Source organism: Shinella zoogloeoides (genome assembly GCF_020883495.1).
GTDB lineage: Bacteria > Pseudomonadota > Alphaproteobacteria > Rhizobiales > Rhizobiaceae > Shinella > Shinella zoogloeoides.
The window spans coordinates 1,040,076-1,061,893 of record NZ_CP086610.1; the positions used below are offsets into that span (position 1 = coordinate 1,040,076).

Genomic DNA, 21,818 nt, shown 5'->3' on the forward strand with positions numbered 1-21,818 from the left:
GGAGGGAACCGATGAAAGACCGTATCTACCTTTTCGACACCACGCTTCGCGACGGCCAGCAGACGCCGGGCATCGACTTTTCCGTCGAGGACAAGATCGCCATTGCCGGCATGCTGGATGCGTTCGGGCTGGACTATGTCGAGGGCGGCTATCCGGGCGCCAACCCGACCGATACGGCCTTCTTTTCGAAGAAACGCACCGGCCGCGCGAAATTCGTCGCCTTCGGCATGACGAAGCGCGCCGGCGTCTCCGCCTCCAACGATCCGGGCGTTGCCGCGCTCCTCGATTCCAGAAGCGACGCGATCTGTCTCGTGGCCAAGAGCTGGGACTATCATGTGCGCGTCGCGCTCGGCTGCACCAACGAGGAGAACCTCGAAAGCATCGCCGAATCCGTGAAGGCCGTGGTCGCCTCGGGCCGCGAATCCATGATCGACTGCGAGCATTTCTTCGACGGCTACAAGGCGAACCCGGACTATGCGCTCGCCTGCGCGAAGACGGCCTTTGCCTCCGGCGCGCGCTGGGTCGTGCTCTGCGACACCAATGGCGGCACCCAGCCCTCTGAGGTGCAGGCCATCGTCAAGGCGGTGATCGCCGCCGGCGTGCCGGGCGCAAATCTCGGCATCCACGCCCATAACGATACGGGACAGGCCGTCGCCAATTCGCTCGCAGCCGTCGAGGCCGGCGTGCGCCAGATCCAGGGCACCCTCAACGGCATCGGCGAGCGCTGCGGCAACGCCAATCTCGTCACGCTCATCCCGACGCTGGCCCTCAAGGAAGCCTACAACACGCGCTTCGAAACCGGCATCGACACGGAAAAGCTCACCGGCCTCACCAAGCTCGCCCATACCTTCGACGAGCTCCTGAACCGCTCGCCCGATCATCAGGCGCCCTATGTCGGCGCGTCCGCTTTCGCCACCAAGGCCGGCATCCATGCCTCCGCGCTCCTCAAGGACCCGCGCACCTACGAGCATGTCACGCCGGAAAGCGTCGGCAACCTGCGCAAGGTCATGGTGTCGGATCAGGGCGGCAAGGCGAACTTCATCAACGCGCTGAAACTGCGCGGCATAACGGTGGCCAAGGACGACCCGAAGCTCGACCGGCTCATCCAGATCGTCAAGGAACGCGAGGCGACGGGCTATGCCTATGAGGGCGCCGACGCGAGCTTCGCGCTGCTCGCCTACCGCACGCTCGGCACGGTGCCGGATTTCTTCCACGTCGAGAGTTTCCGCGTGATGGTCGAGCGCCGCTACGACGTCAACGGCCAGCTCAAGACGGTCTCGGAAGCCGTGGTCCGCGTGATCGTCGACGGCGAGACCATGATGTCCGTCGCCGAAGGACACGGCCCGGTCAACGCGCTCGACCTTGCGCTGCGCAAGGACCTCGGCAAATACCAGGCCGAGATCGCCGATCTGGAACTGGCGGACTACAAGGTCCGCATCCTCAACGGCGGCACCGAGGCCATCACCCGCGTCCTCATCGAATCCACCGATGCCTCCGGCGCCCGCTGGTGGACGGTCGGCGTCTCCGACAACATCATCGACGCCTCCTTCCAGGCCCTGATGGATTCCATCGTCTACAAGCTCCTGAAGAACAGGGGCGAGGCGGGACGCGCGGCGGCGGAGTAAAGCCAAGGTTCAGCCTCGCTCATTCATCCCTTCACCGGAATGAATTGGTGCATTCACGGCCATTGGAGTATTTCCGTCGGAAAATCCGATAATCGACGGGAAATGACACCATGGCCGACGCCAATTCCTCCAGCGGCCCCCAGACCGGCGATTCGCCGCGCGGTTTTGCCTTCGCTCTCACAGCCTATGTGCTCTGGGGCTTCCTGCCCTTCTTCATGAAGGCCGTTGCGCATATTCCGTCCACCGAAGTGGTGGCGCATCGTATCATCTGGTCGGTGCCGCTTGCGGGCCTCGTGCTGGTCTGGCTCGGCCGCACGGACGATATCAAGGTGGCGCTGCGCTCGCCGCGCATGCTCGCCATGGCGGCGCTGACGGCGACGCTCATCACCATCAACTGGGGCATCTACGTCTGGGCCATCGCCGCGGACCGCGCCCTGGAGACGGCGCTCGGCTACTATATCAACCCGCTCTTTTCGATCTTCCTCGGCGCGGTGCTGCTGAAGGAGCGCCCGGCGCCGGCGCAGATGGTGGCGATCGGGCTTGCCGCCTGCGCGGTGGCGATCCTCGCCTTCGATGCCGGCGGCCTGCCATGGGTGTCGCTCAGCCTGTGCCTGTCCTGGGGCCTCTACGCCTTCTTCCGCAAGACGCTTCCGATCGGCCCGAACCAGGGCTTCTTCCTCGAAGTGCTGCTGCTCAGCGTGCCGGCGATCGGCTATGTGATCTGGCTCGAATCGACGGGGCAGGGCCATTTCGGCGATACGGGTATGGCGGACATGCTGTGGCTGCTCTCCTGCGGCGTCGTCACGGCGATCCCGCTGATGATCTACGCCAATGGCGCAAAACTCCTGCGCCTCTCCACCATCGGCATCATGCAGTACATCGCCCCGACGATGATCTTCGTCATCGCCGTCTTCGTTTTCGGCGAGCCCTTCGGCACGGCCAAGCTCGTCGCCTTCGCCTTCATCTGGGTGGCGCTGATCATCTATTCCGGCTCCATGCTGAGCACGGCCCGCGCCAAGCGCCTCGCGGCGGCGGAGTTGAAACCCGCTGAATGAAACGCAAAAGCCGGAGGCGCTGAACCTCCGGCTTTTCTTTTGCCGTTGCGGGAAAGTCGTTCCTAGAGCCGCGAAATGATCCCGGCCTCGCCCTCGCGGTCGACCTGCCCGGCCCAATGGTCGAGCAGCGTCGTGACGATCTCCTCCGGCTCGTCGATGACGAGCGGCTGGACGAGGTGGGCGGTATGGATGAAGCCTTCGTCGGCCATGTGGCGGATGAGCTTCATCATCGGATCCCAGAAGCCGCCGATATTGGCGAAGACCATCGGCTTGCGGTGGCGGCCGAGCTGCGCCCAGGTCATCACCTCGACGATCTCCTCCAGCGTGCCGATGCCGCCGGGAAGCGCCACGAAGGCGTCGGCGCGGTCGAACATCTTGTGCTTGCGCTCGTGCATGTCCGGCGTGACGATCAGTTCGCTGAGCTGGCCCAGCGAATGACGGGTGGCCTCCATATCCACGAGGAATTCGGGTATAATGCCGGTGACGCGGCCGCCGTTCGAAAGCACGCCGCTTGCGACGGCTCCCATGACGCCCTTGGTGCCGCCGCCATAGACGAGCCGCAGGTGGTTTTCGGCCATCGCCTTGCCGAGTTGCCTTCCGGCGGTGACATAGGCGGAATCGCGGCCCGGCTGGGAGCCGCAATAGACGCAGACGGATCGAATCGGCAGGGTTTGTTCGCTCATGGCGGGATTCAGCCACCCGCCCGGCGGCCCGTCAAGGACGATGGCGGAGAAAAAGCCCGGACAGGCGGCCGGCAACAGCCCCGAAAGCTTGTGCGCGGCCCCCGGAATCGATAGCTGTTTGCGCAGGGACTCCCGGGAAACCGGGACAGAGAGAGAGTCGATGATGAAGAACAGGACCGGCTTGGTGGCCTTGATCGTGCTGGCGGCGGCGACGCTGCTCATGGTTTTCTTCGTGCTGCCCAACATGAACAAGGAAAAGCCGGCGGAAACGCCTGTCGCGACGCTCGTCGGCAAGCCCGCCGAGGGCGGTGGTGAAACCACGACGGCAGACGGCAAACAGGCCCGCTCCACGCCCGCCCAGACCGAGGGCGAGACGAACGCGGCCGCCACTGCGACTGAAGAAACCACCAGGGAAGAAACGGCCAAGACGGATGCGAAACCGGCCGACGCCGCGGCCGCATGGGTCACGCCCGCCTTCGATCTCCTGCGCGTCGAGCCCGATGGCTCCACCGTGATCGCCGGCCGCGGCCAGCCGAACACGAAACTGGAAATCCGCAACGGAGAAACGGTCGTCGCGACGGCCGATATCGGCCCCTCGGGCGATTTCGCCGCCGTCTTCGATCAGCCGCTGGCCGCCGGCGACTACCAGCTCACCCTCAACACGAAGGACGACAAGGGCGCCACGAAGACCTCCGAAGAGGTGGCGACCGTCTCCGTGCCCAAGGACGGCAGCGGCGAGCTGCTCGCCATGGTCTCCCGGCCGGGCGAGGCGAGCCGCCTGATCACCGTGCCGGACGCGGCCGCAAAGGCTGCCGGCACCGCCACGACGACGGCCGGACAGGCTGCCGGCGAGGTCGCATCCGCGCAGACCGGCGGTGCGGCCGAAGGCGCACAGACGCAGCAGGCCGCCGGCGACGCCGCGGCGACGGCCGCATTGGCCGTCAAGGCCGAGGCCCATGTCTCGGCCGTCGAGCTGGAAGGCAAGCGCATGTTCATTGCCGGTACGGCCCGGCCCGGCGCGCTGGTGCGCATCTATGCCAACGATACGCTCGTCGGCGAGGCGAAGGCCGATGACGCGGGGCGCTATGTCGTCGATGGCGAGATCGACCTGCCGGTCGGCCGCCATAGCGTGCGCGCCGACGTGATGAGTGCGGACGGCAGCAAGGTCGATTTCCGCGCTTCCGTTCCGTTCGACAGGCCGGAGGGCGAACAGGTCGCCGTCGTGGCGCAGGAGGGCGCGGCGAGCGATGCCGGTCCGGCGCTCGGCCTTATCGGCGGCGGCGCGTTCGACAAGCTGCGCGCCGAGGCCGACAAGGCGATTGCGCTCCTCAAGGGCCTTTATGCGAACGGCCACCTGCCGAGTGCGGAAGAACTGGCCGCCGCCCGCTCGGCGACGGAAATCGCGTTGAAGTCGCTGGCCGAGTTCAAGCCGGGCGAGGAAGAGGGCGAAGCTGCCCGCGCCATGGCCGCCAAGGCTTCGGCCGCCGCGGCTTCCGCGCTCTCCCGCCTCCAGGCCTTGCCTGCCGATGCCGGCGCTGTCGGCGAGGCGCTCGGTTCGATCGAGACGGCGGTCGCCGATGCGCTGGCGCCGGCCATCGACAAGGCGGAGGTCGTCGCGGGCGACGTCAAGGCTGCCGCGGGCAATTCCATCGAGCGGCTGGCCACGCAGGCCGCAACCCTCCAGCAGCAGTTCGCCGCGCTCTTCGCCGATGGCCGCAATGCCGAGCCGGCGGAAATCCGCACCGCGCGCGTCGCGCTCGAGGATGCACTGAAGGGCATCACGGGCTTTGTCGCCCCGGCGGATGCGGCGGTTGATGTCGCCGCCGCCATCGAGAAGCTGAAGGGCTGGGCCTCGACGGCGCTCGATCGTCTCGCCGCGATCCCGGCGGATGCGGGCAGGGATGCCTACCAGCCGGCGCTCGTCGCGCTCGAGGGCATGCCGTCGGTAAGCGCCGCCGAAAGCGCGACGACCGCCGCCAGCGGATCGGCGACCGATGGCGAGGCCGCCGCGGAAGAGCCGGCGACCGTCGAGCAGGCGCCGCTGAAGGAAAGCAAGACCTCGGTCATCATCCGCCGCGGCGATACGCTGTGGCAGATTTCCCGCCGCATCTACGGCAAGGGCGTGCGCTATACGACGATCTACCTCGCCAACGAGGACCAGATCGCCAATCCGGACCGCATCATCCCCGGCCAGGTCTTCGGCGTGCCGGACAAGACGGTGGAGAGCGACGCCGAGGCGGAAGAGCTGCACCGCAAGCGCGTGCGCGGAAATTGACCGCTGTTATTTCCGGCCGGCCGTTGCGAAACGGTCGGCAAGGTCCTATCTCCGCAATGCGGCGCCCCACCGGGCGCCGCATTTTCATTCGGATAATTCGGTAACGCGCGCCGGCGCGGGAGCCGGACATGAGGCCGGGCGCAAGCCCGGCGGAGGCCAGCGTGGCGACAACGACGAAAAAGACGGTTTCGGCCGAGCACAGCAATCTCCTCCAGACGCTGGTGAACCTCTGGCCCTATATGTGGCCCTCGGACCGGCCGGACCTGAAGATGCGGGTCGTCTGGGCCTCGGTTTTCCTGCTGATCTCCAAGATCGTGCTGCTGCTCGTTCCCTATTTCTTCAAATGGGCGACGGATGCGCTGAACAACAAGCCGGATGCCGTCGGCCTGCTGCCGACCTTCCTGCTCGGTGCCGTCATGCTGGTGCTGGCCTATAACGGCGCGCGCATCCTGCAGGCTGGCCTCAACCAGCTTCGCGACGCGCTCTTTGCCAGCGTCGGGCAATATGCGGTGCGCCAGCTCGCCTACCGCACCTTCGTGCACCTGCACCGCCTGTCGCTGCGCTTCCATCTGGAGCGGCGCACCGGCGGCCTGTCGCGCGTCATCGAGCGCGGCACCAAGGGCATCGAGACCATCGTGCGCTTCACGATCCTCAACAGCGTGCCGACCTTCATCGAATTCCTGCTGACCGCCGCCGTCTTCTGGCAGGGCTACGGGTTGCAATATCTGCTCGTCACCGCCGTCACCGTCTGGCTCTATATCTGGTTCACCGTGCGGGCCAGCGACTGGCGCATCTCCATCCGCCGCTCGATGAACGACAGCGATACGGAGGCCAACACCAAGGCCATCGACTCGCTCCTCAACTTCGAGACCGTCAAATATTTCGGCAACGAAGAGATGGAGGCCCGCCGCTTCGACCAGTCGATGGAGCGTTACGAAAAGTCCGCCACGCAGGTCTGGACCTCGCTCGGCTGGCTGAACTTCGGTCAGGCGCTGATCTTCGGCGTCGGCATGGCGATCATGATGGCCATGTCCGCCCTTGCCGTGCAGCGCGGCGAGCAGACGGTCGGCGACTTCGTCTTCATCAACGCTATGCTGATCCAGCTTGCCATCCCGCTCAACTTCATCGGCTTCGTCTACCGCGAAATCCGTCAGGGCCTCACCGATATCGAGCAGATGTTCGACCTGCTGGAAGTGGAGCAGGAAGTGCAGGACAAGCCGGGCGCGGTCGAGCTTGCCGTGGCCGATGGCGCGATCTCCTTCAAGGACGTGCATTTCGCCTACGATCCGGCGCGCCCGATCCTCAAGGGCATCTCCTTCGAGGTGCCGGCCGGCAAGACTGTCGCCGTGGTCGGCCCTTCCGGCGCGGGCAAGTCGACGCTCTCGCGCCTGCTCTACCGTTTCTACGATGTGCAAGAGGGTGCGATCACCATCGACGGGCAGGATGTGCGCGACGTCACGCAGAAGAGCCTGCGCAAGGTCATCGGCATGGTCCCGCAGGATACCGTGCTCTTCAACGACACCATCGCCTACAATATCCGCTACGGCCGCCCCGGCGCGAGCGACGAGGAAGTCACCGCTGCGGCCGAGGCCGCCCAGATCGGCACCTTCATCCGGCACCTGCCGGATGGCTTCAAGGCGATGGTAGGCGAGCGCGGCCTGAAACTTTCCGGCGGCGAAAAGCAGCGCGTCGCCATCGCCCGCACGATCCTGAAAAGCCCGCCGATCCTCATTCTCGACGAGGCGACCTCGGCGCTCGACACGCGCACCGAGCAGGAAATCCAGGCGGCGCTCGATGTCGTGTCGAAGAACCGCACGACGCTCGTCATCGCTCATCGCCTCTCCACGGTCATTTCGGCCGACGAGATCATCGTGCTGAAAGACGGCGTGATCGCAGAGCGCGGCACGCATGGCGAGCTGATGCAGCGCGACGACGGCCTCTACGCCTCCATGTGGAACCGCCAGCGCGAGGCCGTGCAGGCCGAGGAGCGGCTGAAGCAGGTGCGCGAAAGCGACGATCTCGGCATCGTCACGCGCGGCGTGCCGGCGGCGGAGTGATCAGTCGGCGGGGGCGGCAAAGAGGATCAGGTTGCCGTCCGGATCGCGGACGATGACGTTCCTCGCGCCCCACGGCTGCGTCGTAAGCCTCAGGTGGAAAGGCACCCCCACTGCCTGATACTCGAGAAACAGCCGCTCGATGGCCGCCGCGCTGTCGAGCGTGATCGACGCCGACAGCAGTTCCTCACGCTCCCGCACGTCTCCCGCAAAGATCGGGCCTTCCACAAGCCGCAGGCAGAGCCGCGCCCGGTCCCGCTGTACGACGCCGTAGAACGGCGGGTCGCCATAGGTGAAGTCCACGGCAAAGCCGAGCTTCTGTGTGTAGAAGGCGAGGGCGGCGGGAAAGTCGGTCACGTAGAGGACTGGTTCCGCGCCGGTGAGGAGCGATTGTTTTTCTGTTTCTGGGCTCATGGTCTTGCCTCCCGAAATGATGACGAATGTCCACTTCCGTCGGCTGCTCTGTCAATGCGGAATACCCCCTCTGCCCTGCCGGGCATCTCCCCCACAAGGGGGGAGATCGGCAGGAGACGAGCACTTTGCTCCAATCGCAACGCTGATGGTGGCCTGAAACGGTGCCACCATCCAATCTCCCCCCTTGTGGGGGAGATGCCCGGCAGGGCAGAGGGGGTATCCCACCTGCTGTTCCATCGAAAACCCGCACACACCAAGCCCCTGTCCCACGGTCTATCCACCGCGCCGCATTGCCCCGGCGGGCTTTTCACGCTAGGTCGATGGCGTGAAATCATCAGGAGATGTCGGAAGATGAGTTTGGTCGATACGGTACGCAGCACCCTGGTGCCGATCCATCGGGAGGGCTGGAAGTTCGTGGCGATCTTCTTCGTCGTCTCGCTGCTGCTGGGTCTCCTCTGGGAGCCGCTGATGTGGATCGGCTTCGTCCTGACGGCCTGGTGCGCCTATTTCTTCCGCGATCCCGAGCGCCTGACCCCGCAGGACGACGACCTCGTCATCTCCCCGGCGGACGGCCGCGTCTCGGCCGTCGCCATGGTGACGCCGCCGGCCGAGCTGGAGCTTGGCGACCAGCCGATGCTGCGCATCTCGGTCTTCATGAACGTCTTCAACTGCCATGTGAACCGTGCGCCGATGCGCGGCCGCATCGCCCGCGTCGCCTACCGCGCGGGCAAGTTCCTCAATGCCGATCTCGACAAGGCCAGCCAGGAGAACGAGCGCAACGGCCTCGTCATCGAAAGCGCCCATGGCCCGATCGGCGTCGTGCAGATCGCCGGCCTCGTCGCCCGCCGCATCCTGTGCTGGTCGTCGATGAACGACCATCTGGAAGCCGGCGAGCGCTTCGGCCTCATCCGTTTCGGCTCGCGCCTCGACGTCTTCCTGCCTGATGGTGCCGTGCCGCGCGTCAGCCTCGGCCAGACGGCGATTGCCGGCGAGACGGTGCTGGCGGAGTTCGGCTCGGCCAAGGGCCCGGTCGTCAGCCGCCGCGGCTGATCGGCAGCCTGTGATTGACCCTTCGCCGCGGTGGCTTATCTAAGTTGGACGAGCCGCCGCAGACGAAACGAACGAAGCGAAAAACGATGGACACTCCGTTTCCGCCCTATGAGCCGAATGGCCCGAACGACGAGGCCCGCGGCCCGCGCCTGCGCGAAATTCCGCTGCGCATCATCATCCCCAATGTCATCACGGTCCTGGCCATCTGCGCCGGCCTCACCGGCATCCGGCTTGCCTTCGAGAACCGTTACGAGCTGGCCGTCGGCATGGTGCTGCTCGCCGCCTTCCTCGATGGTATCGACGGGCGCATCGCGCGCCTCCTGAAGGCGACGTCGAAATTCGGCGGCCAGATGGATTCGCTGGCCGATATCGTCAATTTCGGCGTCGCGCCCGCACTCGTGCTCTATGTCTTCATCCTCGATCAGGCCCGTTCCTTCGGCTGGATCGCCGCGCTGATCTACACGATTGCCGCCGGCCTTCGCCTCGCGCGCTTCAATGTCATGGCCGAGCGCGAGACCAAGGCGCAGTGGCAGTCGGAATATTTCGTCGGCGTGCCGGCGCCGGCCGGCGCCATGCTCGTGCTGCTGCCGGTCTATCTCGGCTTCCTCGGCATCACGCCGGGGCCGCTCTTCGGCTTTCTCGCCTCCGGCTACACGGTGCTGATCGGCTTCCTGCTGGTGAGCCGCCTGCCGGTCTGGTCCGGCAAGTCCGAGGGCAGCCGTATCCGCCGCGACCTCGTCCTGCCCGCCATCCTGCTCGTCGTGCTCTATGTCGCCACGCTGATGAGCTTCACCTGGGAGACCATGGTGGTGACGGTCGTCGCCTATCTGGCGACCCTGCCGTTCGGCGCCCGTTCCTGGCAGCGCAAATATGGCGGCTGGACGGCGCCCGCAACGCCGGCCACCAGCGAGTTCCCCGAGGAAACCGACGGCCACTAGGTTCGTTGCACAATCACATCCCTGTGAGCTTTCCCAAAGCCCCGCCCACAACCCGTGGGCGGGGCTTGCTTTTTGGGTGCGGTTCGACTAACTAGCAAGCAAATAGATAGTAAGCTAATAATGTTCGGACTACCCAGATGAACACCACCGACCCGCGCGAACGCCTTCTCGACGATCTCTCCCGCGTCCAGCGCAAGATGCGCGCCCTGTTCGATGCCCGCGTGAAGGAGAGGGGGCTGACGCTGCCTCGCGCCCGCGCCCTGCTGATCCTCGGCCGCGGCGCGCAGCTCAACCAGCGTGAGCTTGCCCACGAACTCGATATCGAGACGCCGACGCTCGTGCGTCTGCTGGACGGCATGGAAAAGCAGGGCTTCATCGAGCGTCAGGCCGTGGAGGGCGACCGCCGCGCCAAGCAGATCGTCATGACCGACTACGGCGCAAATGTTGCCAGAGAGGTGCTCGATCTCGCTCGCTCACTGCGCGCCGACGTCCTGAAGAGCATCCCGACGGGCGACATGTCCACCACCGTCAAGGTCTTCGCCGTCATGGCGGAGAATATCGCCCAGAGCTGTCGGGAAAGCGTCGAGGCATGAGCGCCGTTCCCGCCAGCGAAGAGCGCGGGCAGGAGGATGCAGCGGAGCCGGTGGCAGAGCAGCCGGCCGCCCCGCCGCCGGCTCCCCCCGTCATAACGCCAAGACGCGCCGCCGCCTGTATTGCGGCCTCGACCCTGCTCGCCATGACGCAGGGTTTCGGCATGAACCTCGTCGCGGCCAATATCCCGCAGCTTCAAGGCCCTTTCGGCGCGACGAGCGCGGAGGCCGTCTGGCTGATGGCGGCCTATATGGCGCCGAACGCCTCGCTGTCGCTCGCCCTCATCAAGATCCGCAACCAGTATGGCCTGCGCCATTTCGCCGAGCTCGGCATTGCCGTCTTCCTCGTCGTTTCGGTGCTGCATATCTTCATCACCGACCTGCATTCCGCCATCGTGCTGCGCTTCTTTGCCGGCATCGCCGCCGCGCCGCTCTCCTCGCTCGGCTTCCTCTACATGCTGGAGGCCTTCACCCCGGCGCGCAAGCTGACGGTCGGTATCTCGCTGGCCTTGACCAATATCGGCCTCGCCGCGCCGCTGACGCGCCTCATCTCCCCCGCGCTCATCGAGCTTGGCGGCGTGCGGGCCTTGCTTCATCTCGAAGTCGCGCTCGCCATGCTCTCCTTCGCGGCGATCTATCTTCTGCCGCTGACGCCGGTGCCGCGCGCCAAGGTCATCGAGAAGCTCGACATTCTCAGCTATGTCTTCATCGCCATCGGTTTCGGCTCGGGCGCAGTCATCCTCGTCACCGGCCGTACCTATTGGTGGATGGAGGCCCAGTGGATCGGCGAGCTGCTGGTCGTCATGATCGGCGCGCTGACGATCGCCGCCTTGCTGGAACTCAACCGCGAAAAGCCGCTGATCGACCTGCGCTGGCTGTTCAGCCGAGAGATGCTGCATTTCGCCGCCGTTCTCATTCTCTTCCGGTTGATGCTCGCCGAGCAGACGGCCGTTGCCAGCAATTTCTTCCAGATCATGGGCCTGCAGAGCGACCAGCTCACGCATCTCTACGGCGTCGTCGCGCTCGCCACGCTTGCCGGCGGCCTCCTCTGCGCCGTCATCATGAAGCCGGGGCGCGAGCCGGGCATCCACATGATCGCGCTGCTGCTGATCGGTGTCGGTGCGTTCATGGACAGCCATGCGACGAACCTGACGCGGCCCGAGCAGATGTATCTCAGCCAGGCGATGATCGCCGCCGGGGGCAGCCTGTTCCTGCCGCCCGCCATCGCCGCCGGCTTCACCATGGCGCTGAGGAAGGGGCCGCAATATATCCTCAGCTTCATCGTCGTCTTCCTGGTGACGCAGAGCCTCGGCGGGCTCGCCGGCTCGGCGCTGTTCGGCTCCTTCATCACGCTGCGCGAAAAATTCCATTCGAATGTTCTGGCGCAGGCGATGACGCTGGCCGACCCGCTGGTCGCCGCCCGTGTCTCGCAGCTTTCCGCCGCCTATGGGCGCACGATCACCGACGCCGCCGTGCTGAAGGCCGAGGGCGTCGCGCTGCTCAGCCAGCAGGTGACGCGCGAGGCCAACGTGCTGGCCCACAACGACGCATTCTTCGTCATCGCGCTTCTGGCGGTCGCCGCTGCCGCCGCGCTCGCCATCCACTGGATTTACATTCGCATCAAGGAGGCCACCGCACCCGTCGAGGGGCAGGCGGCCATCGAAGGTTGACCGACATGAAGCAATATATCCGCAACACCGCCACGACCCTCGCCGTGGTCCTCGGCATCGCCGGCATCGGCGCCGTGCTCTACGCCTGGCAGCTTCCGCCCTTTTCCAGCGAAGTCCAGACCACGGACAACGCCTATGTGCGCGGCTACGTGACGCTGATCAGCCCGCAGCTCGCCGGCTACATCACGGATGTGCCGGTGAAGGATTACGAGACCGTCAAGGCCGGGCAGGTGCTCGCCCGCCTCGATGACCGCATCTATCGCCAGAAGGTCGAGCAGGCCAAGGCCACGCTCGCCAGCCAGACGGCGGCGCTCTCCAATTCCGAGCAGCAGGAAAACGCCGCCAAGGCCCGTATCGGCGCCAGCGAGGCTGCGCTTGCGAGCGCCAAGGCCGCCCGCCGGCGGGCCGAGGAGAACTGGAACCGCATCGAGGAGCTTTCCGGCAAGGGCATCGCCACCCAGAGCGACCGCGAACAGAGCCGCACCGCGCTCGACCAGGCGGAAGCGTCGGTCTCGCAGGCCGAGGCGAACCTTGAAGTGACGAAGCAGGACCTGCAGACGATCATCGTCGGTCGCGATTCCCTCCGCGCCGCCGTGGCGGGCGCGCAGGCCTCGGTGGAACTGGCGAAGATCGACCTCTCCAACACGGTCGTCACCGCCCCCCGCGACGGCGTCGTGGGCGAGGTGGGGGGCAAGCTCGGCCAATATGTCGCCGCCGGCACGCAGCTCATGGCCGTGGTGCCGCACGACACCTGGATCATCGCCAACTTCAAGGAAACGCAGCTTGCCTATATCAAGCCCGGCCAGAAGGTCGAGGTCAGCGTCGACGCGCTGAAGCACGCAAAGCTCGTCGGCCGTGTGGAACGCTTCTCGCCGGCCGCCGGCTCGGAATTCAGCGTTATCAGGCCGGATAACGCGACCGGCAACTTCACCAAGGTCGCCCAGCGCATTCCGGTGCGCATCGCCATCGACGAAGGGCAGGACCTTGCGAAGTATCTCGCGCCGGGATTGTCGGTGGTGGTGACGACGGTGGTGGGGGATTAGGCAGTAGGCAGTAGGCAGTAGGCAGTAGGACTGCCCCTCATCCGCCTGCCGGCACCTTCTCCCCTCAAGCGGGGCGAAGGGAAGGATGCCACGCCTTCTGCAAGCACGAAGTTTTTTGACTGGGAAAGAGAGTGCCGCATATTCCTTCTCCCCGCTTGCGGGGAGAAGGTGGCGGCAGGCGGATGAGGGGGCTGTCGGCCCGCCCGCTCACTCCGGCAGGCGATAATCCAGCAAACGCCCCTGGCGCATGTCGTAGAGTTTGCCCGTCTCAGCATAGTCGCGCGAAACCAGCGGCAGGATGGCCTTCGCCACTTCGGAAGGATGCTGCACCGTCGAAGGGTCTTCGCCGGGAATGGCCTGCGCGCGCATGGCGGTGCGGGTCGCGCCCGGATCGAAGGAGGTGATGCGCAGCGCGGTGTGCTGCGTCTCGCTGGCCCAGGTGCGGGCCAGCGCCTCGACGGCCGCCTTGGAGGCGGAATAGGGCCCCCAGAAGGGCTTGCACTTGTGCGCGGCGCTGGAGGAGAGGATGACGGCGCGGCCGGCGTCGGAGCGTGTCAGCAGCGGCTCGACCGAGCGGATGAGCCGCCAGGTCGCCGTGACGTTGATCGTCATGACTTTCTCGAAGACCTTCGCCTCGACATGGCCGATGGGCGAGATCGTGCCCAGCACGCCGGCATTGGCGACGAGGATGTCGAGCTTGCCCCAGCGCTCGAAGATCGAGCCGCCGAGCTTGTCGATGGCCGCCATGTCGGCAAGGTCGAAGGGCACCAGCGTCGCGCTGCCGCCGACGGCCTTGATCGCATCGTCCAGCTCTTCCAGCCCGCCGACGGTTCGCGCGCAGGCGATGACATGCGCGCCGGCCTTCGCCAGTTCGAGGGCGGTGAAATAGCCGATACCGCGCGACGCGCCGGTGACCAGCGCGATGCGGTCTTTCAGGTCGATGCTCATGATGTCTTCAATTATCCGTTGCTTGCCAGAACCGAGACCTTCCGTCCCATCGTCTCGCCTTCCTTGTCAAGGAGGCGCGTCGGATAGTCGCCGGTGAAGTAATGGTCGGTGAATTGCGGGCGGGCCGGGTTGCGGTCCTCGCCGCCGACGGCGCGGTAGAGGCCGTCGATGGAGATGAACTCCAGCGAATCCGCGCCGATATACTTCGCCATCGCCTTGACGTCGTTGTACTGGTTGGCCAGCAGCTTGTCGCGGTCCGGCGTGTCGATGCCGTAGAAATCCGGGTAGAAGATCATCGGGCTTGCGACGCGGATATGCACTTCCTTGGCGCCGGCATCGCGGATCATCTGCACGATCTTCAGCGACGTCGTGCCGCGCACGATGGAATCGTCGACGAGGATCACGCGCTTGCCGGCGATCATCGCGCGGTTTGCCGAATGCTTCAGCTTCACGCCGAAGGCGCGGATCTGCTGCGTCGGCTCGATGAAGGTGCGGCCGACATAGTGGTTGCGGATGATGCCGTATTCGAACGGAATGCCGCTTTCCTGCGCATAGCCGAGCGCCGCGGGCGTGCCGCCGTCCGGCACGGGCACGACGACGTCGCCCTCGACCGGATGTTCCTTGGCAAGGTTGATGCCCATGTTCTTGCGCGCCACATAGACACTGCGGCCGCCGACGACCGAATCGGGGCGGGCGAAATAGACATATTCGAAGAGGCAGAGGCGTTCCGGCTGCGCATTGCCGGATTTGCGCGCCTCGATGGTGATGGAGCCGTCCGGCTGGATCTCGCAGATGATGATCTCGCCGTTCTCCACGTCGCGCACGAACTTCGCGCCGATGATGTCGAGTGCGCAGGTCTCGGAGGCGAAGATCGGCTTGCCGTCGAGTTCGCCCATGACCAGCGGGCGGATGCCCGTGGGGTCGCGTGCGGCGATCAGCTTGGTGCGGGTGATGCCGAGCATCGAATAGCCGCCTTCCATCTGGCGGATGGCGTCGATGAAGCGGTCGGTGGTGTTGGTGTAGCGCGAGCGGGCGATGAGGTGCAGCACGACTTCCGTGTCGGAGGTCGACTGACAGATCGCGCCGCCGGCGATGAGCTGGCGGCGCAGCGTCAGGCCGTTGGTGAAGTTGCCGTTATGGGCAACGGCGATGCCGCCGACTTCCAGTTCGGCAAAGAGCGGCTGAACGTTGCGCAGCGCCACTTCCCCGGTGGTGGAATAGCGCGTGTGGCCGATCGCCATGTTACCCGGCAGCTTCGCCAGCGTCACCGGGTTCGTATAATGGTCGCCGACGAGGCCCATGTGCTTTTCGGTGTTGAACTGCTTGCCGTCGAAGGAGACGATGCCCGCCGCTTCCTGGCCGCGATGCTGGAGCGCGTGCAGGCCGAGTGCTGTCAGCGTGGCGGCTTCCGGATGGCCGAGGATGCCGAAGACGCCGCACTCTTCGTGAAGCGTATCGCCGTCGAGATCGTCGTCGTGGCGGCCGGGGAACTCAAAATCGCTCATTGCTGCAAGCCTTTGCTCGGGACCGTAAGAGGTTGCACGGGTTACTCGGGTCTTCGCTGCGCCCGGCGAGGCCCATATGGGTATCGCCGAAAGCATTTGCCACCGAGGCCCGGAAGCGTCAGTGGCTGGTATCGCATCCTACCAAAAAATCGGGGAGCCTGCCTTGGTCATTTTGGGCTGCGGCGGCTCCCCTGATCGATTTATCCGTTGGTGGCGGGCGTTTCTTCGGCCGGAGCCTGGTTCGTGCCGCCGCTTGCGCCGTCCGGGTCCTCCGCCGCGCCGCCTTCCGTCGCGCCGGCCTTGCCGCGCAGGCGGTCGAGGATCGTCGCGTCGGCGTCTTCCGGCAGCAGCGCCACGAGGCGCGAGCCGAGATTGTCGAGGAGCGGCTTGGACTTGGCCGTGGTGACCCAGGCCGGCTGCTGCTGCGGGGCGACCAGCCAGTTGAAGAACAGCATGGCGACGACGACGAGCAGGATGCCGCGGGCCGCGCCGAACAGGAAGCCCAGCGTGCGGTCCAGCGCGCCGACGCGGCTGTCGATGATGAAATCGGCGATGCGCATGGTGATGAAGGAGATCACGATCAGCGCGACGAGGAAGACGGCGGCGGCGGAGCCGACCATCGCAACCGTGTCGCTCGTCGTGTAGTCCTTCGCATAGGGCAGCAGCACCGGATAGAGGAAGTAGGCGGCCGCGGCAGCGCCCACCCAGCTTGCGACGGAAAGCACTTCGCGCGAGAAGCCGCGCACCATCGCCAGCACCGCTGAAAACAGCGCGACGCCGATGACGATACCGTCGAGAATTGTGATGGGCATGTTTGTCCTACTCCAAACCCGAAATGTCGCCGGCCCCATATCCTGTGCGGGGCCAACTTAGCGGAAGGCGTCGCCGCCGTCCCGGTTCGGCACGGATCGAGCCCCGTTTCCCACAGGGCTTTCTCGTGCCGGAGGGCGTCAGACGTCCTCGTCTTCCCGCTTCAGGGCGCTTTTCGATCCGGCAATGCGCGCCACCAGATCCGGCAGGCTGTCGATCTCGCTCCAGCGGCCGCCAGCGCCCTTGGGCAGATCGGCGGAACCGGCGGGCAACACGGCCTGCGAAAAACCCAGCTTTTCGGCCTCTTTAAGGCGCTGGGCGGTGTGCGCAACCGGGCGAATGGCACCCGACAGGCTGACTTCGCCGAAATAGACGCAATCGGCGGGAAGGGCAAGTCCGGCAAGCGAGGAAACGAGCGCGGAGGCCACCGCAAGGTCCGCCGCCGGTTCCGAAATGCGGTAACCGCCGGCAACATTGAGGTAAACGTCGTGTTGCCCGAGCCTGACGCCGCAATGGGCCTCCAGCACGGCAAGAATCATCGACAGCCGCGCCGAATCCCAGCCGACGACCGCCCGGCGCGGCGTGCCGAGCGAGGTGGGGGCGACGAGCGCCTGCACTTCCACCAGCACCGGCCGGGTGCCCTCCATGCCGGCGAAGACCGCCGCGCCCGGCGATTTCGCATTGCGTTCGCCAAGGAAGAGTTCGGAAGGGTTGGATACCTCGCGCAGCCCCTTGTCGGACATTTCGAAGACGCCGATCTCGTCGGTGGGGCCGAAGCGGTTCTTCACCGTGCGCAGGATTCGGTAGTGATGCCCGCGGTCGCCCTCGAAATAGAGCACGGCGTCGACCATGTGCTCGACGACGCGCGGGCCGGCGATCTGGCCTTCCTTGGTGACATGGCCGACCAGAACCATCGCCGCGCCCGTCTGCTTGGCGAAGCGGATCATCGCCTGCACGCCGGTGCGCACCTGCGTCACCGTGCCCGGCGCGGCCTCGGCCGTGTCGCTCCACAATGTCTGGATCGAATCGATGATCACTAGATCCGGCCGCTTGCCTTCGCCGACGGTTGCGAGGATGTCCTCCACATTGGTCTCGGCGGCAAGCAGCACGTCCGTCTCGGCGGCCTGCAGGCGTTGCGCGCGCAACCGCACCTGCGCCACCGCCTCTTCGCCCGAGACATAGATGATGCGATGCCCGCGGCGGGAGAGGGCGGCGGCGGCCTGCATCAGGAGCGTCGACTTGCCGATGCCGGGATCGCCGCCGATCAGCACGGCCGAGCCGCGCACGAAGCCGCCGCCGGTCGCCCGGTCGAGTTCGCCGATGCCGGTATGGATGCGCGGGGCTTCCTCGATCTCACCGGACAGCGCCGTCAGCGCCACCGGCCGGCCCGTCTTCGGCACCTTGCCGGGGCCGGAGCCGATGCCGCCCATCGGGTCTTCCTCGACGACGGTGTTCCACTCGCCGCAGCCCTCGCATTTCCCGACCCAGCGGGAATGGGCAGTGCCGCAGTTCTGGCAGACGAATTGGGTGCGGGCTTTCGCCATGAAGATCGCTTTCCTGAATCACTGGAAAGCCCATTAGCACAAAACAGGAACGTGTCCTATTTTTTCGCAGTCTCGTAGCGCCGTTCGTAGCGGCGGCCGAGACTGGTCAGAAGTTCGTAGTCGATGGTGCCGCCGGCGCGGGCCACGTCCTCGATGGGCATGGCGCGGCCGAACAGCTCGATGAAGTCGCCGGCGCGCACGCTGCCGGGCGGCAGGTCCGTCACGTCGAAATGGGAAAGGTCCATCGTCACGCGGCCGATCAGCGGCACGGCATGGCCATGCAGCACGCCGCTCGCCCCGGAAATACCAGCCGTGCGCAGCGGCACGCCGGAACCGGAAAGGCTGCGCATATAGCCGTCCGCATAGCCGATGGCCGCGACGGCGATGCGCGTGTCGCGGGCAAGCACCGCGGATGCGCCGTAGCTGACGCTCTCGCCGGCCTTGGCCTCGCGCACCTGAAGGATGCGGGCCTCGGCGGTGACGACCGGCTTCATCGGGTTCGGGACGCCGTTGACCGCCGCGCCGCCATAGAGCGCGATGCCGGGCCGGGTAAGGGTGAAGTGGTAGTCTTCGCCGAGGAAGATGCCGGCGGAGTTGGCAAGCGTCGCGTCGATGTCGTCGAAGGCTTTCACGACGCTGCGGAAGCGCTGGAGCTGCTGGCGGTTGAGGGGATGGGCCGGGTCGTCGGCGCAGGCGAGATGGCTCAGCAGCATGATCGGCGCGAAGCTCGCCGGCCGGGCCGCGTCCTCGGCGAGCGCCAGCGCATCCTCCACCCGCAGGCCGAGGCGGCTCATGCCCGTATCGACATGCAGCACGCAGGGCAGGTCCCCGCCCTCGGCAATCGCCGCCATGAAGACGACGAGCTGTTCTTCCGAGACGATGACCGGAACGAGATCGAATTCGAAGAACAGTCGCTCGGAGCCGGCCCACATGCCGGACAGCACATAGATGCGCACATCCGGCAGGAGCGCGCGCAGCGCCGCGCCCTCGGCGGGTGTGGCCACGAAGAAGTCCCGCGCGCCGGCATGGTGGAAGGTCTTCGCCGCCGGCTCCAGTCCGATGCCATAGGCATCGGCCTTCAGCACCGCCGCCGTGCGCGCCGCGCCGGAGCGGCGGGCCATGGTCCGCCAGTTGTCGGCGAGCGCGGAAAGGTCGATCGTCAGGCGGGCGTGATCCTCTCCGGCGACGGGCAGGGTGGGGCGTGCGTGCGGATGATGATGGCTCATGGCCATGAATACAGCCTGTGGACCATGGCGGCAATATGCCCGCCCGCCGCATTGCCGCCGCCCGGTTGGCTCTCTAAGGTGCGCGCCCAGAACGGGGAAATGCATGTGTCGTAAAACGCGGGCGACCTTCGGGGCGATGATGCTGGCGCTGGCGTGCCAGACGGCGGCGTTCGCGCAGGATACGCCGACGGACGCCGACATGCGGGGCGTGCATGCCGTGCTGCTCGGCCTTGCGCAGGACGGCGCCGAGCCGGAGCGCGACGGCAGCGCCGATGTCTTCTACTCCATCGTCGAGACGCCCGAGGCGCCGCGGCTGGTGACGCGGCTCGAAGTCTCCGGCGCGCCCTGCCGCGCCCGCACGACCACCGCCCTGCAATTTCCCGGAAAATGGGCGACGCTGACCTTCGCCCTCGTCGATCTCAGCCGCGTGACGGCCATCACGGCCTATGCCTCGGTCGACGACATGATCGCCGAGGTCAACCCGGTGCCCTTCGATGCCCCTGAGGCCGAGCAGATCGTGCTGACGGGCAAGGGCCTCTACTGTTCGAGCCGCCTGTCGCTCTCCGGCGAGAACACGGCAGCGGACGAGACCTGTTCCGACCGCCTTGACCTGCCGATGACGGACAGGGAGCAGAAGGCGCGCGGCCAGCATGCGCTCGCCATCGTCGCGGGGGTCTGCAAGGCCCCGGCCTTTCGCCGGAGATAGAGCCGGGGGCGGCCCCGGCTTGCGCCTCAGTGCTCGTACTGGGTGAAGGACGGGTCCGCGAGGTCGGTGAAGCGGGTATATTCCGACTGGAAGGCGAGCTTCACCGTGCCGGTGGGGCCGTGACGCTGCTTGGCGATGATGACGTCCGCGGTGCCCTTCACCGCTTCGAACTTCATCTTCCATTCTTCGTATTTCGGGTCGAACTCGTCGCGCGGCTCGAGGTTCTTCACGTAATATTCCTCGCGGAACACGAAGAGCACCACGTCGGCGTCCTGCTCGATGGAGCCGGATTCGCGAAGGTCGGAGAGCTGCGGACGCTTGTCCTCGCGGCTTTCCACCTGACGGGAGAGCTGGGAAAGCGCGATGATCGGAACGTTCAGTTCCTTGCCCAGCGCCTTGAGGCCTGTGGTGATCTGGGTGATTTCCTGCACGCGGTTGTCGCTCGATTTGCCCGAGCCGGTCATGAGCTGGATATAGTCCACCACGAGGCAGTCGAGGCCGCGCTGGCGCTTGAGGCGGCGGGCGCGGGCGGAAAGCTGGGCAATCGAGATACCGCCGGTCTGGTCGATATAGAGCGGCACCTTCTGCATCATCTGGCTGCAGGCGACGAGCTTTTCGAAATCGGCCTCGGAAATGTCGCCGCGGCGGATCTTCGAGGAGGAGACTTCGGTCTGCTCGGAGATGATACGGGTCGCGAGCTGTTCGGACGACATTTCGAGCGAGTAGAAGCCGACGACGCCGCCGTTGCGCGCCTTGAACGAGCCGTCCGCCTGCACTTCCGGCTCATAGGCGGCGGCGATGTTATAGGCGATGTTGGTGGCGAGCGAGGTCTTGCCCATGCCGGGACGTCCCGCGAGCACGATCAAGTCCGAGCGCTGCAGGCCGCCCATGCGGCCGTCGAGCGAGTGGATGCCGGTGGAGATGCCGGAAAGCGAGCCGTCGCGTTCGAAGGCCTGGCCGGCCATGTCGATGGCCTGCGCCACCGCGTCGTTGAACGACTGGAAGCCGCCGTCGTAGCGGCCGGTCTCGGCCAGTTCGAAGAGGCGGCGCTCGGCGTCCTCGATCTGGTTCTGCGGCGGCATGTCGAGCGGCGCGTCATAGGCGATGTTGACCATGTCCTCGCCGATGGTGATCAGCGAGCGGCGCAGCGCAAGGTCGTAGATCGCGCGGCCGTAATCTTCCGCGTTGATGATCGTCACGGCCTCGGCGGCAAGGCGGGCGAGATATTGCGGGATCGTCAGGTCGCCGACCTTGCCATCCGCCGGAAGGTGCGTCTTCAGGGTGATCGTCGTCGCGATCTTGCCCATACGGATCGTGTCGCCGGCAAGCTCGTAGATCTTGCGGTGCAGCGGTTCGTTGAAATGGATCGGCTTCAGGAAGTCCGAGACGCGGTAATAGGCGTCGTTGTTGACGAGGATGGCGCCCAGCAGCGCCTGTTCCGCTTCGACGTTGTTCGGTGCCTCGCGGTGGTGCAGCTCCGCATTCTCGCGACCGGCCTGGCTGAGCTTGCGCACGGCATCGTTCATCGTCCCGAATCTCCCGTCCCTGTTTCCTGAAGCCCGGTGGTTTGGTTGCTTTGCCGCCGAGGGTCAAGCAGTTCCGACATGGTCCATCCTTTAGGCCCGGTCTTAGACTTTTCCACAGGCGGCCGGGACACGGCAAGCCCGGATTGCGCCGGGCCC

At 66.0% G+C, this 21,818-nt stretch carries 18 protein-coding genes; 10 read left to right on the plus strand and 8 right to left on the minus strand.

The window, feature by feature from the left end; translation table 11 throughout:
* Positions 1-11: 11 nt before the first annotated feature.
* Both cimA and rarD read left to right on the plus strand, forming a co-directional pair.
* Positions 12-1,625, plus strand: a complete 1,614-nt coding sequence (gene cimA, locus K8M09_RS05170) for a citramalate synthase (RefSeq protein ID WP_160784954.1) — start codon at positions 12-14, stop codon at positions 1,623-1,625.
* Positions 1,626-1,735: 110 nt separating this feature from the next.
* Complete coding sequence (rarD, locus tag K8M09_RS05175) at positions 1,736-2,680, plus strand: EamA family transporter RarD (protein WP_160784953.1); 945 nt, start codon at positions 1,736-1,738, stop codon at positions 2,678-2,680.
* A gap of 62 nt (positions 2,681-2,742) precedes the next feature.
* Here rarD and K8M09_RS05180 read toward each other — a convergent pair whose 3' ends face one another.
* Positions 2,743-3,363 (minus strand): LOG family protein, encoded by a 621-nt coding sequence (locus K8M09_RS05180; protein WP_160784952.1) that lies wholly within the window; start codon positions 3,361-3,363, stop codon positions 2,743-2,745.
* Between the two features lie 160 nt (positions 3,364-3,523).
* On the opposite strand from K8M09_RS05180, the gene K8M09_RS05185 reads away from it, so the two are divergent.
* Both K8M09_RS05185 and K8M09_RS05190 read left to right on the plus strand, forming a co-directional pair.
* Positions 3,524-5,638 carry a LysM peptidoglycan-binding domain-containing protein gene (locus tag K8M09_RS05185; RefSeq protein ID WP_160784951.1) on the plus strand — a complete coding sequence of 705 codons (2,115 nt, stop codon included), beginning with the start codon at positions 3,524-3,526 and terminating at the stop codon, positions 5,636-5,638.
* Positions 5,639-5,766: 128 nt separating this feature from the next.
* Positions 5,767-7,695, plus strand: a complete 1,929-nt coding sequence (locus tag K8M09_RS05190; protein ID WP_160784950.1) for an ABCB family ABC transporter ATP-binding protein/permease — start codon at positions 5,767-5,769, stop codon at positions 7,693-7,695.
* Here the strand turns inward: K8M09_RS05190 and K8M09_RS05195 are convergent, their stop codons facing one another.
* Entirely contained in the window at positions 7,696-8,106 is a 411-nt protein-coding gene (locus tag K8M09_RS05195; protein WP_160784949.1) for a VOC family protein, read from the minus strand.
* Between the two features lie 351 nt (positions 8,107-8,457).
* Between K8M09_RS05195 and K8M09_RS05200 the strand changes: the two genes are divergently transcribed.
* The 5 genes from K8M09_RS05200 (at position 8,458) to K8M09_RS05220 (ending at position 13,397) form a co-directional block, all read left to right on the plus strand.
* A complete protein-coding gene (locus tag K8M09_RS05200; RefSeq protein ID WP_160784948.1) occupies positions 8,458-9,156 on the plus strand; it encodes a phosphatidylserine decarboxylase in 699 nt (232 codons plus the stop codon).
* An 86-nt stretch (positions 9,157-9,242) separates the two neighbouring features.
* Positions 9,243-10,094, plus strand: coding sequence for a CDP-diacylglycerol--serine O-phosphatidyltransferase (gene pssA, locus K8M09_RS05205; RefSeq protein ID WP_160784947.1), 852 nt, complete (start codon positions 9,243-9,245; stop codon positions 10,092-10,094).
* Between the two features lie 137 nt (positions 10,095-10,231).
* On the plus strand, positions 10,232-10,687 hold the full coding sequence (locus tag K8M09_RS05210; protein ID WP_160784946.1) for a MarR family winged helix-turn-helix transcriptional regulator: 456 nt from the start codon (positions 10,232-10,234) through the stop codon (positions 10,685-10,687).
* Positions 10,684-12,354, plus strand: coding sequence for an MFS transporter (locus K8M09_RS05215; RefSeq protein ID WP_160784945.1), 1,671 nt, complete (start codon positions 10,684-10,686; stop codon positions 12,352-12,354). The genes K8M09_RS05210 and K8M09_RS05215 overlap by 4 nt, the downstream gene beginning before the upstream one ends.
* 5 nt (positions 12,355-12,359) lie before the next feature.
* Positions 12,360-13,397 (plus strand): HlyD family secretion protein, encoded by a 1,038-nt coding sequence (locus tag K8M09_RS05220; protein WP_160784944.1) that lies wholly within the window; start codon positions 12,360-12,362, stop codon positions 13,395-13,397.
* A 207-nt stretch (positions 13,398-13,604) separates the two neighbouring features.
* On the opposite strand, the gene K8M09_RS05225 is transcribed toward K8M09_RS05220, so the two are convergent.
* The 5 genes from K8M09_RS05225 to alr all read right to left on the minus strand — a co-directional run bounded on the left by K8M09_RS05225 (position 13,605) and on the right by alr (position 19,430).
* Positions 13,605-14,345 carry an SDR family NAD(P)-dependent oxidoreductase gene (locus tag K8M09_RS05225; protein ID WP_160784943.1) on the minus strand — a complete coding sequence of 247 codons (741 nt, stop codon included), beginning with the start codon at positions 14,343-14,345 and terminating at the stop codon, positions 13,605-13,607.
* 11 nt (positions 14,346-14,356) lie between these two features.
* Positions 14,357-15,850 (minus strand): amidophosphoribosyltransferase, encoded by a 1,494-nt coding sequence (gene purF, locus K8M09_RS05230; RefSeq protein WP_160784942.1) that lies wholly within the window; start codon positions 15,848-15,850, stop codon positions 14,357-14,359.
* A gap of 200 nt (positions 15,851-16,050) precedes the next feature.
* The gene (locus K8M09_RS05235) at positions 16,051-16,662 is read right to left on the minus strand and encodes a CvpA family protein (RefSeq protein ID WP_160784941.1); all 612 of its coding nucleotides are present in this window, start codon (positions 16,660-16,662) and stop codon (positions 16,051-16,053) included.
* Between the two features lie 138 nt (positions 16,663-16,800).
* Complete coding sequence (gene radA / locus K8M09_RS05240) at positions 16,801-18,204, minus strand: DNA repair protein RadA (RefSeq protein ID WP_160784940.1); 1,404 nt, start codon at positions 18,202-18,204, stop codon at positions 16,801-16,803.
* Positions 18,205-18,260: 56 nt separating this feature from the next.
* Positions 18,261-19,430 carry an alanine racemase gene (gene alr, locus K8M09_RS05245; RefSeq protein WP_160785016.1) on the minus strand — a complete coding sequence of 390 codons (1,170 nt, stop codon included), beginning with the start codon at positions 19,428-19,430 and terminating at the stop codon, positions 18,261-18,263.
* A 103-nt stretch (positions 19,431-19,533) separates the two neighbouring features.
* On the opposite strand from alr, the gene K8M09_RS05250 reads away from it, so the two are divergent.
* The gene (locus tag K8M09_RS05250) at positions 19,534-20,136 is read left to right on the plus strand and encodes a hypothetical protein (protein ID WP_160784939.1); all 603 of its coding nucleotides are present in this window, start codon (positions 19,534-19,536) and stop codon (positions 20,134-20,136) included.
* A gap of 26 nt (positions 20,137-20,162) precedes the next feature.
* Here the strand turns inward: K8M09_RS05250 and K8M09_RS05255 are convergent, their stop codons facing one another.
* Entirely contained in the window at positions 20,163-21,662 is a 1,500-nt protein-coding gene (locus tag K8M09_RS05255) for a replicative DNA helicase (protein WP_160784938.1), read from the minus strand.
* Between the last annotated feature and the right edge of the window lie 156 nt (positions 21,663-21,818).